The organism is Paenibacillus sp. MCAF9 (assembly GCF_052114265.1).
Lineage (GTDB): Bacteria > Bacillota > Bacilli > Paenibacillales > Paenibacillaceae > Pristimantibacillus.
The window spans coordinates 172633-191997 of sequence record NZ_JBFREL010000010.1 but is presented as its reverse complement, the minus strand read 5'-3'; the positions used below and the strand labels follow the sequence as shown (position 1 = coordinate 191997).

At 47.7% G+C, this 19365-nt stretch carries 11 protein-coding genes; 9 read left to right on the top strand and 2 right to left on the bottom strand.

Annotated elements, in window-relative coordinates; translation table 11 throughout:
* Window positions 1–27 precede the first annotated feature (27 nt).
* The 9 genes from AB4Z45_RS18190 to AB4Z45_RS18150 all read left to right on the top strand — a co-directional run bounded on the left by AB4Z45_RS18190 (window position 28) and on the right by AB4Z45_RS18150 (window position 17482).
* Window positions 28–4650, top strand: a complete 4623-nt coding sequence (locus AB4Z45_RS18190; protein ID WP_441910629.1) for an S-layer homology domain-containing protein — start codon at window positions 28–30, stop codon at window positions 4648–4650.
* 290 nt (window positions 4651–4940) lie between these two features.
* Window positions 4941–6974, top strand: a complete 2034-nt coding sequence (locus tag AB4Z45_RS18185; RefSeq protein WP_441910628.1) for a hypothetical protein — start codon at window positions 4941–4943, stop codon at window positions 6972–6974.
* Between the two features lie 64 nt (window positions 6975–7038).
* Window positions 7039–7686, top strand: coding sequence for a hypothetical protein (locus AB4Z45_RS18180; RefSeq protein WP_441910627.1), 648 nt, complete (start codon window positions 7039–7041; stop codon window positions 7684–7686).
* A 114-nt stretch (window positions 7687–7800) separates the two neighbouring features.
* Complete coding sequence (locus tag AB4Z45_RS18175; protein ID WP_441910626.1) at window positions 7801–10026, top strand: GH92 family glycosyl hydrolase; 2226 nt, start codon at window positions 7801–7803, stop codon at window positions 10024–10026.
* Entirely contained in the window at window positions 10013–12067 is a 2055-nt protein-coding gene (locus AB4Z45_RS18170) for a hypothetical protein (protein WP_441910625.1), read from the top strand. The genes AB4Z45_RS18175 and AB4Z45_RS18170 overlap by 14 nt, the downstream gene beginning before the upstream one ends.
* A 287-nt stretch (window positions 12068–12354) precedes the next feature.
* Window positions 12355–13278 (top strand): PLP-dependent cysteine synthase family protein, encoded by a 924-nt coding sequence (locus AB4Z45_RS18165; RefSeq protein ID WP_441910624.1) that lies wholly within the window; start codon window positions 12355–12357, stop codon window positions 13276–13278.
* Window position 13279: 1 nt separating this feature from the next.
* Entirely contained in the window at window positions 13280–14416 is a 1137-nt protein-coding gene (locus AB4Z45_RS18160) for a bifunctional cystathionine gamma-lyase/homocysteine desulfhydrase (RefSeq protein ID WP_441910648.1), read from the top strand.
* 86 nt (window positions 14417–14502) lie between these two features.
* The gene (locus AB4Z45_RS18155) at window positions 14503–15630 is read left to right on the top strand and encodes a copper amine oxidase N-terminal domain-containing protein (RefSeq protein WP_441910623.1); all 1128 of its coding nucleotides are present in this window, start codon (window positions 14503–14505) and stop codon (window positions 15628–15630) included.
* 271 nt (window positions 15631–15901) lie between these two features.
* A complete protein-coding gene (locus AB4Z45_RS18150) occupies window positions 15902–17482 on the top strand; it encodes an ATP-binding protein (protein ID WP_441910622.1) in 1581 nt (526 codons plus the stop codon).
* A gap of 65 nt (window positions 17483–17547) precedes the next feature.
* On the opposite strand, the gene AB4Z45_RS18145 is transcribed toward AB4Z45_RS18150, so the two are convergent.
* Together AB4Z45_RS18145 and AB4Z45_RS18140 are read right to left on the bottom strand one after the other, a co-directional pair.
* Entirely contained in the window at window positions 17548–18369 is an 822-nt protein-coding gene (locus AB4Z45_RS18145; RefSeq protein WP_441910621.1) for a hypothetical protein, read from the bottom strand.
* A gap of 185 nt (window positions 18370–18554) precedes the next feature.
* Window positions 18555–19352 (bottom strand): AraC family transcriptional regulator, encoded by a 798-nt coding sequence (locus AB4Z45_RS18140; RefSeq protein ID WP_441910620.1) that lies wholly within the window; start codon window positions 19350–19352, stop codon window positions 18555–18557.
* Between the last annotated feature and the right edge of the window lie 13 nt (window positions 19353–19365).

Here is a 19365-nt window from a genome sequence, read left to right as displayed (position 1 = left end):
TTATTTTTTAAGAGGGAGCCATGAAAAATGTTGAAGAAGTGGATGAATGCGATGCTGGTCCTCACGCTGCTCAGCATGCTGGCATTGCCAGCTGCGAGCGTATCTGCGCATGATGCAGTATCGATTGAAGATGCGTTAACGGATAACGCCAAGATGTTTGCGAGTTCGCCGTACTGGACATTTGACAATTCGAATCCTCAGTTTTTTGGAGGCGATGAGTCTAGAGCGGTTAGAACGTCAACGACGACGCAGTATGCAGTATATAAGCTGGATGGCATTCAGTCCTTTGCCTTGCAAGCTTATTATTTCTCCGGATCAACTGCGGTCATTACGTTCTATGGCTCAGGGGACGGTTCTGCTTGGACAGAAATTCCTTCTCAATATTCAGATCCTGTAGGAACAGGCTCCGGCTGGTATGGAACGGAATACAGCTCCTCTGGAGCACTGCCAAGCGGAATCGATTATTTGAAAATTGAAGTGAGCGGAGACATCGATACTTGGCTTATGCAGCTTGGATCGATTACGGTTTCCAATCTGTCAACGGCACCTCAGACGATTGACGATAAGCTTGATGACATTTCCAAGCTTGCTTCGTTTACGGCTAATTGGTCAATAGACAACACGAATCCGGCTTTTTTTGGCGGGGATGCTTCTAGAATCGTGAGAACGGCCGTATCGGATGAGTCAGTCGTTTATCATCTGCATGGCATTAAGCATTTTGCAGCAAGGCTTCACTCCTTCGCAGGTTCAACGGGCGTTATTACGTTTTATGGCTCGCCGGATGGCGCGGTGTGGACAGAGCTTGCTGCTGTGCATGATACGCCTGAATCGACCGGGGACGGGGCTTGGTCAGGGGCTACATATACGCCGGCTGATCCGCTGCCCGCAGACATTAATTATTTGAAAGTAGAATTATCTGGCGATCTGGCGAATTGGCTCATGCAGCTGGGCTCTGTAACGCTTGCGAATGTGGTGCCTGGAAACGGCGGCGGCACAGGTGGCGATGGCGATTATTTCGTAGATGCCGCGGCTGGCAGCGACAGCAATGACGGCAAATCGCAAAGCACGGCATGGAAATCGTTTGCGAATGTCAATAATACGACTTTTGCAGCGGGTGACCGCATTTTGCTTAAAAAAGGCAGCGTATGGAACGAGCGGCTGTATCCCAAGGGCAGCGGGACAGCGGAAGCGCCGATAACGATTACGTCTTACGGCAGCGGCAGCAAGCCAATCATTAACGGCGGCGGCATGGCCGGGGGCGCTGTATATCTTCGTAATTCTTCTAACGTTGTTATTCAAAGTTTGGAAGTAACCAATTACGCCGCTGAACGCGGAACGACGTACCGAGAGGGCATTCTTGTTGAAAATGCAAACGCGGGTACGCTGACAAACATTCAGATTTTGGATAACTATGTGCATGACGTATCCAGCAGCTTCAGATATCCGACCGAATCAGGAGCAGAGGGCGGACCACATGCCTTTGGGGGCATTTCCGTATATGTAGGCGGCACCACCGCAACGGATAAGTTCGATCAAGTGCTCATTCAAGGAAATACGGTGGAGCGTATTGGACGAACGGGCATTGTCGTATGGGATCAGCGCTGGAATGGGCAGAATTTCGCTTCAACTGGCGTGAAAATCCGTCAAAACTATGTGAAGCAAGCCGACAGCGACGGCATTCTTACTTTCGGCGTCGATGGCGCGTTAATTGAACATAATGTGGCAGAAGGCGGCGGCAATTACTCTGAGGTTGGTGAGTTTAACGGTTCGGCTGCAATTTGGCCGACTCGAGGCAAAAACAATGTGGTGCAATTTAACGAATCCTTTAATACGAATAAGCCGGAAGGCGACGGTCAAGGCTTCAATTTAGATATTGATACGAACAACAGCGTCGTTCAATACAACTACAGCCATGACAATAAAGGCGGCTTTATTCTCTTTGTGGATGCGCGCTTAACACCGGGCGTGCTGGTCGGCTCTTCAAACAACGTGGTTAGATACAACATCAGCCAAAACGACCTGACTCATACGTTTAACTTTGCGGGCGGAGTTTCGCCTAATACGCAAATTTACAACAACAGCATTTATATCGGAACAGGTCAAAATACGAAAATTATGGATCATGAGTGGAATGAAGCAGGGGACCTGCAGGCGGCTTTTTCATTCAAAAACAATCTTATTTATAATCTTGGAACAGGCGATTATCATGTGCCGGGCATGAATGGCGTTTTTGACCATAACTTGTTTTATGGCAATCATCCGATTAATGAGCCTGCTGACCCGAACAAAGTTACGGCTAACCCGATGCTCGTTTATCAAGGCGGCGGCAGCAAAGGCTGGAACACGGTTGATGGTTACAAGCTAAGAGCCGGCTCTCCTGCTTTGGGTGCTGGCACGCTCATTGCTGACAATGGCGGTTTTGATTATTGGGGTAATCCGGTATCGGGCACGGAAGCTCCGAATATTGGCGCTTATAATGGAGCAGGCTTAAATCCGGCGACGCTGCCGGAGCCGCCTGTCGATGATTTGAGATTGTATTTCCAAGGCTTGAAGGTCATACCGATAATTACCGACGATGGCGGCAGCAAGTCGCTCCGTCTTCAGTTCGTAAACAGCTCTGAAAAAGACAGCTTAACGGTTGGAAAGATTGCTTGGGAGGTTGGCAAAGGTTCGGGTCTCGGCACAATCAGCGGCACGGATACGAAAGTCCCTATCGTCGCGCCAAGCGGGCAATCGACGTATGTTATTCCTTTGCCGGGCTTGGCTGAAGGGGTTAAATATCCACTTGATTTGAAGGTTGAAATTGCCGGATATGAGAACATTCATATCACAAAAGAGATTGATTTTAACCGTATATTGCATGAAACGGACAGCCGCCAGCCTATAACGATTGATTTGGCGAATGGCAGCAATGTGATCACAGGTTTTCAAGGCGACGATGACTTAAGCGGTACAGCCAAGCTGCGCTGGGATGAAGGCTTTTTCTATCTCTCAGCAAGCATTAAAGATGATGTGTTTAACCATGCAGCCTCCGGCAGCTCGATTTGGCAAAACGATGGTATTCAGTTCAGCGTAGCGCCTGGCGTTCCCGGCGAGAGCCAGTCCTGGTATGAATACGGCATTTCGCAGACGCCGGACGGGCCGCAAATTTATCGCTGGCTTACGATGCAAGGCAAAGCAACAGGTTCGGTAACGAAAGGGACGCTTAACGTAACGCGAAATGAAGAAACAAAGGTAACTTCCTATGAGCTGAAGCTTCCTTGGAGCGAGCTTTATCCGATCCAAGCCGCTGCGAATCAAGCATTAAGCTTCTCGATGCTGGTCAACGATAATGATGGCGCAGGCCGTAAAGGATATATCGAGTGGGGCTCGGGAATTGGCGGAGTGAAGGACCCAGCGCTATTCCGTACCTTCCAGCTGCTGGCTAAAGCAACGGTCACTCCACCGACACCAGGGGGAAGCACAGGCGGCAGCGGCAGCAATGGCAGCTTGAACACGATTGATAAGGGCATCATTACAGCAAAAGGAGCTAGTATCGACAAGGGGATTGCTCAAATCAATATTTCCAACGAGGAGCTTAACAAAGCACTCGAAGGGGCGAAAGACGGGCAATTGGTCATTAATGTGGTACCGTCTGGAGCAGATATGAAGGGTGCTTCCATTCACATTTCCGCAGCAGCGTTAAAGGATGGGAAAGCCGGGGCAAAAGAATTGATCGTCACCGCAAATGGCGCATCGCTTTCCATTCCAGTAGAAGCTCTCTTGCGCAGCCTGCCGGCTGGCTCGAAGCAGGTGGAGATCTCAATTGTCCAGCAAGGAGATGCCTCGCTTCCGCAAAGCTTGCAGCAAAAATGGAAAGGCAATCCGATTTACGATTTCACCGTTAAAGCTGATGGAGCAGCGGTCCGCAAGTTTGATTCGAAGTCGCCAATGACAGCGACAATGAAATACGAGCTGAAGCCAGAAGAGCAGGCTCATCAGGTTGTTGTATATACGATTCTAGAAGATGGCCGTGTAGAAGCGGTGAAACAAGTAAAATACGATTCCGTTACGGGGGCGGTAACTTTCCAGACTAATCTTTCTAGCCGTTACGCAGCTGCCTATGCGAATGTACATTTTACAGACGTCAAAGCTGCATCGCGGACGATTATTGAAGCTTTAGCAGCTCGTGAAATGGTGAAAGGCGTGGGGGAGAGCAGGTTTGAGCCTAACCGTTCCATTACCCGCGGCGAGTTTGTTCAGCTTCTCGTCAATGCTCTCGATTTGGCACCTGCTGCTGCAGGGTCTAGCAGCTTTACGGATGTCCGTAAGGAAGCATGGTATTACGCTGCGGTTTCCACGGTCCAGGCGCTGGGTATTGTAAACGGAAAAGGAGACGGCTCGTTCGGCGTATCGGATGTCATTACCCGTGAGGAAATGGCTGTCATTGCTTTCCGCGCAATAGAGGCGGTTGTGAAGCTGCCAAAAACGGCTGGCGAATCGGATATTTTTAAGGACCAGAGCCAAATAAGCGGTTACGCTTTGGAGGGAATTATTGCTTTGCAGCAGGCGGGATTCATCAAAGGGTACGAGGATGGATCATACAAACCAAAAGGCTTGTCTACCCGCGCGGAAGCAGCAGCAGTTATTTTCCGGTTGATGGGGTTATAGGTTTGTTGAAAGGACTGCACTCTTGTTGAAAACAGGAGGGTGGTCCTTTTTTCTATAGTAAAATCGGCTGGTTGCTGGAAATTTGGAAGGAGAACAAGGATTTTGAAGGAAATTAAGCAAAAAAGGAAGCCTACTTAACCATTTCGCAGCATTGACCCCTAATCAAATAAAATGGAATCGCTTACATTTGTAGTGCGTACGAAAGTGAATTTGCTTTCAGAACGCTATTATGCAGAAAAGGAGGACAGGGATAAACGTTCTTTATACCGACTATTGAGGAGGAAAAAGAAATGTTGTTGATTAAGCAGGCTCGAAGATTAGGAACAATGGCTTTGATCGCTATTCTGCTTATACCTTGGTTATGGCTGCCGAGTGCAACCGACAGGGTTTATGCGGCAAACGCAACGTATTATGTAGACTCTGCTGCAGGAAGTGATACGGCTAGCGGCACAAGCACGGGAACCGCATGGCGGACATTAGCGAAAGTGAATGCGGTGATGTTCCAGGCTGGGGACAAAATTTTGTTCAAAAGAGGGGGCAGCTGGAACGGACAGCTGCATCCGCTAGGTTCAGGAAGCTCCGGCAATCCCATTACGATCGACGCATATGGCACAGGCAATCGTCCGTTGATTAACGGCGGCAGTATCGCTTCTGGAGCAGCGGTATACCTCGTTAATCAGCAATATTGGGTTATTCAAAATTTGGAAATAACGAACAATTCGGGATTAGACAATTCTGGCACAGCAACGACAGGAGGCGTCCCCCGGCATGGCATTTACATTGAATCAAATGGGGGAGGCAAGCTCAATTATTTTCGAATCGCCAATAACTACGTGCATGATGTGAATGGATGCTTCAACTGCGGAGCGGTCGCCCCGCATACAAACGGCGGAATAAGCATGTTTGCTGGCGGAAACACAGACGGCTTCAACGATGTAATTGTGGAGAACAACACGGTGGATCATGTCGGTCGAAATGGCATCAACATTTGGGATGCCAGCTATCATGTTGGGGATCAGACAGTCGTTGTTGCTTCGCAGCTTAGCACCGGTTTAAAGGTACAAAATAATAGCGTATCTTATACAGATGGCGATGGCATTCTTGTTTTTGGTTTTAAGGATTCTATTATTCAATACAATGTGGCAAACGGAGCGGGGCAAAAGATGATTGCGGGCTTTAATATGAATGCAAGCGCCGGAATTTGGCCTACCCGTTCCATTGGTACGATTGTGCAATATAACGAGGCTTACGGCACTCGAACGACAGATACGGACGGGCAGGGTTTTGACGTCGATCTGGGTCATTATGGAGCGATTGTCCAACATAATTACAGTCATGACAACGAAGGCGGGTTCATACTGTTGATGGGCCCTTATACGAACACGAGTACAATTCGCTATAACCTAAGTGTTAATGATGCGTATGGCGGAGAAAAGGGGGTCATTACCTTCTCATATGGTGTTCCAGAGGGAACTAACATCTACAACAACACGATCTATATTGGTTCGGGGCTGAAAAATCCGATCTATTGCGATGGCTGTGATGCGAATACGCCGGGGACATGGAGCTTTAGAAACAATGTCATTTACAACATGGGTACAGGTACTTATTCGTATCCAAGCGTAGGAGCGACTATAGATTACAATTTGTTTTACGGCAATCATCCTGCCAGTGAACCGGCAGATGCCCATAAGCTGACCTCTGATCCGCTGTTTGTGAGTGCGGGCGGCAGTGCGCCGGGCTTAAGCTCAGCAGATGGTTATAAGCTTGAAAGCGGATCTCCAGCGGCTGGAAGCGGGCTGCCCGTTGCCGGCAATGGCGGTAAGGATTATTTCGGAAACATCGTGTCAAATACAGCTGTTCCAAGCCGAGGTTTCCATGAAGCCGGTACGTTTACAGCGCCTACTCAATTAATAGATGATGCAATGGATTGGAGCGTTTCGAGCTCGCACTCAACCAACATGACGTTTGATGCAACAAATCCCTCTTATTTTAACGGGGATACTTCACGTTTTAAACGCAGTTCAACTGCAACGGGCTACGTTGTATACAACTATGCAGATATGGTGCAATTCTCAGCAAGCATTTATGAATTTAATATTAACCTCGCTAAGGTGAAGTTTTATTCTTCTTCGAATGGCACAACTTGGACGCTTGTTACAAGCGCCTATACGACGCCTGTGGCAACTGGTGCGGGCTGGGCGGCAACGCAGTATACGCCAACAGCTAATTTGCCTGCTGGCACCAATTACTTAAAGGTGGAGTTTTCGGATACTTCATCCGCATGGGGAACGCAGCTCGGCCAGATTGTCATTTCGAAGTAGCTTTGCAGCGTGAAGGGCAGCTTTTCCTGCTGCTCTTCCATTTCTTTGAGAAAGGCGTGACAATATGCTTGTTAAACGCTTCATTGGTTTGTTGCTATTTCTAGCTGTCCTATTTCTTGTGAGCTGCTCTGAAAATACCGTGGCTGAGACGGACTTGTCTAATATAAATGTACAAGAAATTGTGGCTACGGTTAATGGAGAACCGATTCGATACGGTGAGCTTTCGATTATGATGCAGCGCAAACGAAGTGATGCTGTTCGATATTTTTATGACAATTATCAAGCAGAGGATAGTGCGAATTATTGGACTACTATTTATGGCAAAGAGAAACCAATGGATTGGCTTAAAGCCGCAGCACTAGATGAAGCCGTGCAAATAAAAATGCAGCAAATCATTGCGAAAAACGAGGGTATTGTTCAGCGTATTGATTATATAGATTTTCGAGAGAATTGGGTGCTGGAAAATAACCGCCGCAAAAAAGCAGCAGAGCAGAAGCAGCTCATCTACGGCCCTCTGCAATACGAGGAGAATGCTTACTATGAGTATGTCTTTAGCAATATGGTGCTTCAGTACAAAGAAAAGCAGAGGGAGCGTTCAGGCTTGACGGTTGATGAAGCGGAACGGTTGTACAAAGGGCAGCTGGAGCAAAAGCTAAGCACCGCAGTGGAAGTCATTGTGCACGCTGTCTACGATCACATCCAAAATCCATAGCCCAGCAAACGATTTCGCAGGGTTGTCGGATGTTATCCTACGATATAAAGCGCTATCATAAGATGAAAATGGCAGGCCAAATCAGCATTAGCCAACTACCCGGAGGTCGTTTTCATGAACTATTTGTCTTATGTTAATCCGCTGCAAGGAACGGATTCTGTGTATACGTTCTCGAACGGAAATACGCTCCCGCTCGTTTCAAGACCTTGGGGTACTGCTTCATGGAGTCCGCAATCCCATGAGGACGGAGCGGGGTGGTTTTACCATCCCTCCCACCGCAGATTTCAAGGCCTGCGGCTAACGCATCAGCCTAGCCCGTGGATAAGGGATTACGGGCATCTTGTTCTCATGCCGCAGAGCGGGCCCATTTATTTAGATGCGGATTCCCGTGCTTCCTCCTATAGACCAGATGAAATGGTCGTGCAGCCGCATTATTTTCGAATTCGGCTTCCTCGTTACGAAGCATCGCTGGAGCTGGTTCCGGGAATGAGGAGTGCGCGCCTTACATTTACTTTCGACAGAAGAGAGGACTGCAGAGTTATTGTGTCTCCTTTTGAAGGGGAATCCTCAATTTTAATTGATAGCGCCAATCGTCGCGTGACGGGCTTTACTCGTGCTCATCACGGGGAAGTACATGAGAATTTTGCGATGTACTTTGTTATGGACTTTGATTGTGATTTGAAGGATGAGCAAAGCGGTACATTTAATGGGGATTTTACTGTGCGCGAGCAGCTGGCAGGAGCGGGAGAACGAGTAGGCGCTTTCGCTGGACTTGCTGTCCCTGCGTCTGGGATCGTCAATGTTCGCTTGGGCACTTCCTTCATCAGCCATGAGCAGGCGGTTTGGAATATGCAGCAGGAGCTGGGGGATTTAAGCTTTGCGCAATTACAGGAACAAGCTGCACAGGATTGGGAACAACGGCTGAGCACAATAAAGGTGGAAAGTGAAGATGAGGATGAGATGAGCACCTTCTATACATGCTTATATCGCACCTGTCTTTTTCCTCGTACATGGCATGAATACAGCCCTAATGGGGAACAAGTACATTTTAGTGCTTATGACGGTAACGTTCATAAAGGCCCTATGTATATGGATATTGGTTTTTGGGATATCTATCGTACGAGCCTTCCGCTGTACAGCCTTTTATTTCCCACGCTGCTGGGTGAAATGACAGAAGCATGGGTTCATATTTATAAGGAAAGCGGCTGGATGCCCAAATGGATTTCGCCTGCGGAACGAAGTGCCATGCCGGGTACATTAATCGATGCTGCAATAGCGGATGCTTATGTGAAAGGCATTCAAGGGTTCGATGTGCAAGCGGCCTACGAGGGGCTGCGCAAGCATGCCACACTCGCATCAAGTGATGGAAAGCATGGACGAAAAGGATTGGCAGCTTATATGGAATATGGCTATCTGCCGGATAATCTTTTTCACGAAAGCGTGAGCAACGCCTTGGATTATTATTACGGTGACTTCTGCATTGCTCAGATAGCGAAAGGCCTCGGCAAAGAGGAGGATTATCGTTTCTTTATGGAGAGAGCGGCGAACTATAACAAGCTGTTTGATGCTGGCGAGGGTTTCATGAAAGGCCGCAATGAGCAAGGGCAGTGGCAGGAGCGCTTCGATCCTTTGCAGTGGGGCAACCCGTTTTGCGAAGGCGGGGCTTGGCAGTGCAGCTGGTCTGTACCGCATGATATAGCTGGGTTAGCAGAGCTGATGGGCGGAAATGATGCTTTTGCGAAAAAGCTCGATGAACTAATGACGATGCCTCCTCTGTTCAAAACGGGCACGTACGGCACGGAAATTCATGAAATGTCGGAAATGGCTGCGATAGATTTCGGCCAGTTTGCCATTAGCAATCAGCCTAGCTTCCATATTCCCTATATTTATACCGTAATCGGCAAGCCGTCTCGAACGCAGTATTGGGTAAGAAAAGCGATGAGTGAGTTATTCAGCAGCAGGCCTGATGGGCTGCCTGGCGATGAGGATAATGGGAGCCTCAGCTCGTGGTATATATGGAGTGCGCTTGGCATGTATCCATTCTGTCCCGGAACTCCGGAATATGTCATGGGCAGCCCCTTGTTCCGCAAAGTGACCATTCAATTGGAGAACGGCAAGGAGCTTGTCATTGAAGCGGAGAACAACGGTGCCGAAAATGTATATTGGGATAAACTGAGTGTAAACAACGAACCGTGGCATAAGCTGTCGATCAGTCATGACCAGCTTGCGGCTGGAGCGGAGCTTCAATTCCATATGGTGGACGCGCCTTCTGGAGAAGTAACACTAAGCAATGCTTTGCCATACTCATTGAAAAATGAGGCTGCTCATGAGCCCAAATAATTTGATTTTTGCTCCTGGTCGTTATGTCCCTATTAGCCTATTTACCAGTCTTGACGGTACCTCGTCGTTCGCAGATATAAAGGTGAACCCGAAGCTTTTAGCAGCTCTTACGAAAAGAGAAGCAACGATTAAAGCGGCTCGTTATACGGATAAAAAGGTTGATTATTTGGAAGTAGAGCAGGTGGATATGAATCGCGGAATTGTTCGCATACCATCAGAGACAGCGGGTATTTATACCATTGTCACAGAGAAGCTGAATAATGATTTTCCGATTGTGACGAATTGGAATGCCGCATTAAATGGCGGCAGAGGCGGTCCGCAGGCAGGCGGCACCGATGGAATCGGCGTTCTTCGACTGCATGAGGAAACGGGCGAACGTGAAGTCGAATTGCCGCTGCAGGACAATGATATCGCCAGTCCTTATTATTACCGGACGGATGCTTATGCTTTGTTCGCAGGGGAAAAGGGCGGCGAGCATCAAAGGACGCCAGCCTATGAACGCTATATTGGCGAGACGTATAGCGTGGTTCGCGTCACGGATGAAGTAGCTTTGAAGCTATCGGATGAAGTGATGAAACTTACGGGTTATCCAGTCATTTTCCGCCATCCGGGGACGGCACTTGACGAGCTAGAAGGAGTACCTGCCTTTCAGCTTGTACATGGACGTATTGCGGGTCAAGGCGAGCATCGCAGTATGGTTAGCTACATCCTTCCTCCGGAGTGGTCTCGTACACCTGAAGCAAGGTATCCTGCTTTATTCAGCGGGTTTTATGATCAGAATGAAAATGTGTTCGCAAACGTTGGGCCAGCTCTTCTAAACGTGCTTGGCCTGACGTTATTGGACACAGGGAAAGGTGCAGTCGGCATCATATGGAACGGCGGGGGTTCGTTCGGTACGAGAACGATGCACGGCTCTGTGTATGAGAACTTGGACGATCTGTTCCTGACCGCTATAGAGCAGTTCGCCGTTGATGGGAATGCCATTGTGACGGTTGGCGGCTCACGCGGAGGCATAACAAGCTTAATTGCGGCGGGTAATCCGAATAGCAGCGTGTACTCCGTTCGTTATGCCATCTGCTATAATGTGCCGCTCGCTTTTGGAAAACCCTTTAAGGAAATGCTTAATCCTACCTGTCCGGTATGCTGGCGCGCGGTTTGCGAGGATACGGGCTATAAATACGCGTGGCAGCCTGGCTGGCAGGATGCGGACGGCCGCAGCGCAGTCAATCTATTCTTCACAACGCTGCTTGGTACTGATGATATGGAGCTTATTGCGAGCGAGCGAAGCCCTGCGTCGAATCAAATCATACATGCCTTGAAGTCCAAAGGGACTAAGGTCTGGCTGACACACGGAACGCATGACGCGTATACCTCAAGCTGGCTGTCCTTTGAGTGGGCTGATCGCGCCCGCAGGCATGGCGTGGACGTTAGGCATGAAATCGGCTACCGTTACGGACATAACAATTGTACAGACCCATTCCAAAGCGCAAAAACCTGCTTAACAGCTCTTCTGAATCAAGTAGATTTGCCAATAGAGGGGATATGGCATTATCGCAGAGCTAGCGAGGTGCAGGAAGAGTGGGAGCGATCGGAGCTATTCGAGCCGACACATCAGCCGGTATTTGTGGAAGCGCCTAAAATTGCGGTTGTGGGATTGCCTATTCTTCTTATCGTCTATGGCGAGCCGGGCATGGAATACGAGTTGATTTTGCATCCTTCGAGCGAGGTGGAATGGGCGGAGCCTGTTGTTCTCATGGCAGGTACGATGAGCCAGTTGGAAGGCTATCGCACGACATTTTCCTTTGAGAAAACCGTTCAGACCGTGTCAGAGCAGATTAGGCCTGGGTTGTATGAATACCGTTTGCTTTTTAGAAGAAATGGCTCGGAGAAGTGGGAGAACACGGCTGTATATTGCCCGCATCCCGGCTTTGAAGGACAGGCGACGCTTACGGTAACAAAGGACATTCCGAACTTCGCAAGCAATGAGTGGCTTGAACAGACGACAAAACATGCAATTGGTTGGGGACTAAGCGAGGCTTAATGATAAGGGGATGCTCCTTAAGTAGACTTTTCTGCTTGAGGAGCATCCCTTTTTTAAAATATAAGAATTTATAAGTTTTTTAGCTAATATAGGGTTTATATTTCTCCGTCAAAGCTGCTTCAGCATCCAGAGGACGCTGAAGGCGTTTTTGCTTGTAGGCTTGAATAACGCCTAAAAGTAGGCTTGCGGGACATAAACACAAAGAGAAGCAGCTTCATATGATGAAGAGTATAGCCCGAGTAAAGGATGCGCGTAGGAGGAAATAGGAGTCGTGGGAGGGATTGCAAATGGCGTTGTATCACAATATCCACGCACTAATTGGCAATACGCCGCTAGTTGAGCTTACAGGTTTTGCGCTGCCGGAAGGTGTAACGCTTTATGCGAAGCTTGAGTATAAAAATCCGGGAGGAAGCGTCAAGGATCGGCTTGGCGTCGAGCTGTTGAATGCTGCATTCGCAAACGGGCAGCTGAAACCCGGAGGAACCGTTATCGAAGCGACAGCAGGCAATACGGGAATAGGTCTGGCATTGGCGGCGATCGGACGGGGAGTATCGACGATCTTTGTTGTCCCCCATAAGTTCAGCATAGAGAAGCAGCAATTGATGAGGGCGCTTGGCGCACAAGTTGTAAATACGCCAACAGAGCTTGGCATAGCAGGCGCGGTGCAGAAGGCGGAAGAGCTGATGAAGGAAATACCCGGTTCCTATTCGCCAAGGCAATTTTCTAATGCAGCAAATCCGTTAACCTATTACAAAACGTTAGGCCCCGAGCTATGGCATGATTTGAATGGTACGGTTGATGTGTTTGTTGCCGGAGCGGGAACGGGGGGCACCTTCATGGGAACAGCGCAGTATTTGAAGGAGCAGAGCCCAAAGGTGAAGACGGTTATTGTTGAGCCGGAAGGCTCCATACTTGGCGGTGGAGCACTAGGGCCGCATAGGATAGAGGGAATTGGCGTGGAGAAGCTGGCTCCATTTATGGATAGCAGCTATTTCGATGCCATTCATACGATAAAGGATGAGGATGCTTTTGCAAGGGTGAAGGAGCTGGCGCAGCTCGAAGGAATGCTTGTCGGCAGCTCATCGGGCGCCGCTCTGCATGCTGCGCTGCTTGAAGCGGAAGCAGCTGCGCCCGGCAGCCGAATCGTTACTATTTTTCCAGATGGCAGTGAGCGGTACTTAAGCAAACAGATTTACAACGGAGGTGCTTAAGCTGAGGCGAAAAACAAAGCTCATTCATGGAGGCAGCCCTTTTGACCCTTTTACAGGTGCAGTCAGTGTTCCCATTTACCAAGTGAGCACCTATAAACAGGACGACATCGGCGTTCATAAAGGCTATGAATACTCACGTACGGGCAATCCAACGCGTCATGCACTGGAGCAGTATATTGCTGATTTAGAGGAAGGTGCAAGAGGTTTTGCTTTTAGCTCAGGCATGGCAGCGATTAATGCTGTATTTTCGTTGCTGAGCGCTGGAGATCATATTATTTTGACGGATGATGTGTATGGGGGAACGTATCGCATTGTGACGAAGGTGCTCAGCCGACTGGGGATTGAAGCGACCTTTGCGGATACGACGAGCCTAGAAGATATGGAGAAGGCGCTTCAGGCGAATACAAAAGCATTGTTTGTGGAAACACCGACAAATCCGCTGCTTAAAGTAACGGACATTGCAGGTGTAGCCGCTTGGGCCAAAGCGAGGCAGCTGCTATTCATTGTGGACAATACGTTCAGCACGCCATATTGGCAAACCCCGATAACGCTAGGCGCTGATATCGTGCTGCATTCCGCTACCAAATATATTGGCGGGCATAGCGATGTTGTCGCTGGCCTGGCTGTTGTGAGCAACGATAAGCTGGGAGAAGAGCTGCATTTTGTGCAAAATGCGACGGGAGGCGTGCTTGGCCCTCAGGATTCGTGGCTGCTCATCCGCGGATTGAAGACACTTGGCCTGCGCATGGAAGCTCATGAAGAAAATGCTGAAGCAATCGTTGCTTATTTATCGCGTTTGGAAACCATTCAAAACATCTATTACCCGGGGCTGCCGAGCCATCCGCAGCATGAGCTTGCGAAGAGGCAGGCACGCGGCTTTGGCGGCATTATATCATTTGACGTAGGCAGCGCAGAGAAAGCGTCTGCGATGATCAAAAAGTTGAAATATTTTACGCTTGCCGAGAGCTTAGGTGCTGTAGAGAGTCTTATTTCCGTTCCCGCGAGAATGACGCATGCATCTATACCAAGCGAGCGGCGGAAGCAGCTTGGCATTACGGATGGTTTAGTGCGAATATCAGTCGGGATTGAAGATAGCGAGGATCTGCTTGAAGATCTAGAGCAGAGCCTTAAGTCATGAAAAATTAGCCGATTGCAACTTATATTCATCTTTGTTCGTTAGTTTGGGTACGCACCAAAAGACTAACAACAAAGGATGGTAGACAAATGGTCTTTAAACAATTGTTAAATAAAAACCTCATGATAGCATCTCTTTCGTCCGCTTTATTTCTTAGTGCAGCAGCTAGCGGAGCAACCGCTTATGGCGCTTCAGCCGTTTCGCCTGCTCCTCTTCAATTTCAAATAGGAAGCACCAAATCGATTGATTACCGCGGAGAGCATAAGCTTGCGGTGGCGCCTTATTTACAGAACGGCATTGCGATGGTCCCTGTCAGGGCGCTGGCTGAGGGATTGCAAGCAAACATTCAATTGGATGCGGCAGCGAAACAAATTATTTTAACCCGTGCTGGACTTGCAGTGACTCTCACTCAGAATAGCGATGCGGTAGTTGGGAGCTTCATTAAGAACGTGAAGCTGCCTGCCAAAGTTGTTGTTATTAAAGGCACGACCTTCATACCGGCAAAAATGGTAGCACAGCTGTTAGGAGCAAAAACGAGCTGGGACGCGAAGCAGAAAAAAGTTACCGTACAAACGAGTGAGGCTGCGCTATCGCTCCATTATAACTTTGACCAGGGCGAGGAAGGCTGGAATGGAGCTTTTGCCGATTTGCCAGTAGACTACAATCCGGATATTTACGAGCTGCAATACGCTAGAGAACTGCTTCCCCTTGCGAATAACAAGACCAATTACGCACTGAAGCTTAAAGGGATGAATCGCAGCGATGATTTGTTCATGTTCGCGACGAAGAAGATCGATGGGCTGAAGCCAAATACGGTATATCAAGCATCATTATCCTTTAAGCTGTATACGGATCAATCGGGCGGCATGATGGGGGTTGGCGGCGCTCCTGGAGAGGCTGTCAGCATTAAAGCAGGATTTGTAAGCAAAGAGCCTCAAGCTGTCAAGGTTGATAGCGGTGGCGATCATTACTATCGAATGAATTTGGATAAAGGCAATCAGAAGACCGAAGGCAAAGATATGAAGATCGTTGGAAACATGGTGCAGCCGGATGATTCGCTGAAAGGCTTTCAGCCAGTCGCCATGGATTATACGGCAACATTGCAAACCAACGAGAAGGGTGAGCTTTATGTTATTGTGGGCAGCGACTCCGGCTATGAGGGTCTGACAACTTTGTACCTCGACGACATGAAAATTGAGCTTTCGCCAAAGGGCTAATCAAAACATTGCATAACATTGAAAAAAGCGATTTCTTAATGGTTCTTAACTATTAAGCATCGCTTTTTTTTATTTTAGGATTGATTTGGTGTAAATTTCGAACATTGGAATGTCGCTTTTTGGGGTCTCGACGCTGATTTTGGAGATTGTTGTAGATAATAAGTGATTTTTAATGAATTTGGGAAGGAATATGCCAGGTTAAACTAGAATATTGGATAATGTCCAACAAAATGGAAGCTAGCTGTCCTGGAAAGGTTAATTGGTATACCATATGATAAATAACGATTTAATCATAGAATCACATCGAAAATGCGAGCAATATGGACTTAATCGTGATGAACTGCCTATATTTACCCAGCGGTTTACGGATGCGGAGCTTAAAGCTCAGCAGGGCCATTATAAAGAAACGATTGAAGTTATCAGCGTGTTTGTAGAAAAATTTTTATCGACCGTTGCAGATGACCCTTTTTTCCTTGCCATATCAGACAATGAGGGGTATATCCTTGAGTTCAGAGGAAATGCTTCTATTATTAATCAGGTGCGCCAGCTAGGTATTGTTGAAGGCGTGCGATACTGCGAAGAGATCGGTACGAGCTCGGTTGATCTATGTTTGCGTGAACAGCTGCCTATTCAGCTCGTAGGCGAAGATCATTATCAGAAAGTACTACATCAGCAAGCTTGTTATACAGCTCCTTTTTTTATGGAGGACAGCGGTCAACTGCTTGGTTCGATTTCGATCATGACGGAAATTCAGTTTGCCCATCCTCATTTGCTTGCACTTTTATGCACAATCGTTGATTCTATCGAGCGAGAGCTGCTGCTTCGTAAACACAATACACAGCTTCAAATCTTAAATCAGGTTCTTCTGGAAACGAATTATTATGGTGTCATTATTGCCGATGCGCAGGGTGCAATTGTAGAAATAAACAAATACTGCGCTGCGATATTGAACAGTTCGGATCATGAAAAAAATGGCTGCTTAGGCACAAGTGTATTTGAAGTCGGCATCATTGGTACTTATTTTGAACGCGTTATGAAACGCAGTGAGTCCTGTGTAGGGATCGAGCTATCTATTCTGGTTGAAGAGAAGCTGCGCTACTACATGCTGGATGTGGTTCCTATCTACGATAGCGAGCGCCAGCTTACGCGGGTTGTAGCCAGCTTGCGGGATATTACGGAAATGAAGATCGCGGAAGAACTTCTTCGCAATAGTGAGAAGCTTGTGTTTGCAGGCCAGCTGGCTGTCAGCATCGCGCATGAGATTCGAAACCCTATGACTACAGTTAAAGGCATGCTTCAATTATCCAGCAAAACGACGAATCCCCATCATTACAACTTGATGATGTCAGAGCTGGAGCGGATGAATGCGATTGTGGGCGAATATTTAATATTGGGAAGACCGCAAGCGATTCAGTATAAGGAAGAAGATTGTGATGTTATTTTACAAGAGGTCATATCGGTGTTCGAGCTTCAATTTGAGATGAACGGCATTCAAATACGGAGCGCAAAAGTAGGCGAGACAAAAATTCTATGCGACCGCGATCAAGTCAAACAGGTATTTTTAAATATTTTGAAAAATTGCATGGAAGCTCTGCCCTTCGGCGGAGAAGTTAACATTAAGCTCGATGTGGTGGACAATTATCAACGCATTCAATTTATCGATAACGGCGTAGGTATGACGGATGAAGTGATGCGGCGTATTGGACAACCGTTCCATACGACAAGACGGGACGGGAACGGCTTAGGCATGATGATTGTAGATAAAATAGTATCGTCGCATGGGGGACGATTATCGTTGTCCAGCGAGCTTGGTGTAGGTACTATTGTTGAGGTATGGCTCCCTACTGTATAAAGATGACGAATCATAGATGGAAGCGCGTTTCGGATGCCGAGACGCGCTTTTTTGCTGTGCTTTGCTTACTTGATAGCTGCTATTTGCGCGTCGACTTTAGCTATAATGCTCATCGTCTGCTGCTCATAAGTATATGTTTTTTGTTTCTGCTCGTTAATTTGCTTTGTGTAAGCGAGCATGCGAGTAAAAGAGCTTGAGGTTGCTGTTGAATCGCCTTTTTTCAACACTTGATTCAAAATGGATGTCTCCGTCGTGAACTGTTTCTTTATACTGCTGATGGTGCTCTTGGATGCTTTGATTTTCACCTTAAGCGGGTCGATGCCGCTCAGCAGCTCGCGCAAATCTTTTATCGTTTTGGCGGTGCTCGCTTTGGCTGTTCTAAGCGCCGTTTCTTTGCTGCGTATATCTAGCTTGGCGAGCTGAACGGCAGCTTTAGTCGTTTCGACCTGCGGCTTCAGCGCATTCGTAAGCCACTTATCCTTGAACGATTTGGCGAGGCTCAGCTGTTGATTCAAGGAATCATAAAGGTTGAATAGGGCTTCGTACTTCTTTTTGGTTTGCACGACAGCTGCCTCTAGCTGAACCAGCTTCTCCGCACCAACTTCTTTAATCCGCTTGCGAGTAGCGAGAACGGTCTCCTCGTTCTGGTAATGGAGCTTGTCTATCCGCACATCCCAATCAAGGGTCAGCTTCTGAATTTCTTGCAATTCCGTGTATTGAGACGTTAACTTGGCAGAGGTACCTTTATCCGTGGTTCCTTTCATCTTGTCAAAAGCTGTTTTGGCAGTCACGCTGAATTCAAACGGTGCGGCAGCAATGGTAGCTGGACTGAAAAACGCAAGCAAGAGCGCAAACAAAACTACGGTTAATTTGGAAGCAGATGGCATGATCGATAAAACCTCCTTTGGTTTTGGGCAAACAACGCAAAAAAAGCACCTGCAAGATAGGCGGTATACGCCTTCTCTTACGGGTGCTTCCATCGTAAGCCGTGCTTATTTTATTAATTTTTATAAATATACAGGATCATTTAAGCCTCAGTCAAATTGGCTAAGCAGCAGGTGAACTACAAAGCTTATCGCTTTGCATATTCATCAGGCGTTTTCCCAATAATGGATTTAAAGTCCTTAATAAAATGTGATTGATCATAATAGCCAAGCTCTGCTGAGAGCTTAAGTGAATCATAATGAGTGCTCTTATCGATCGCTTCCGCCGCATTTTGCAGCCGGTACAGCTTAATCACCCACTTTGGCGTTATTCCGACATATTGGCTGAAGAGACGCTGAAGCTTCCTTTTGTTAATATTGAAGGTTTCGCATAGCTGCTCTACCTTGGTCAGTTCTTGATCCTCGTGTATTCGTGAGATGATCTGATTGACGAGTGTAATCGACTCATCCGGCTGCGGGAGTTGACGTAGAAGTAAGGCTTCGGTAAGTGCGATCATGCCAGCAGGATCTGCTGCCAACCTTAGCTGCTGCTCGTACGCGATAGCTTCCGTCCCAAAAACAGTCTGAATCGACAACGCTTGGTCCGTAAGCTCTGCTAAAGGCGAGTTTAGAAAAGGATAAAAACCGCCAGGCTGAAACTTAATTCCGAATACTCGTCCTTTGCCTTCAATTTTTTTCGTATACATTTGACTGGCAACGCCATAAATGCCGCTTTGGTGGTCTTCGATAACGAGATTGACGCAAGGATTCGGCACGACATCCTGAAAATAAGGAGCATGGCCTTCTAAATCCCAGTTTATTATCCAGTAATGCTTAATGAATGTAAGGAGTGGATCGGAAGGAGCATAACGGGAAAGCTGAAATTTTTTCTCGCTCTCACTCCGCTGTAAAATACCCAAACTGCGTTTTTGGTCGATAGTGTTCATTACTATATCACTC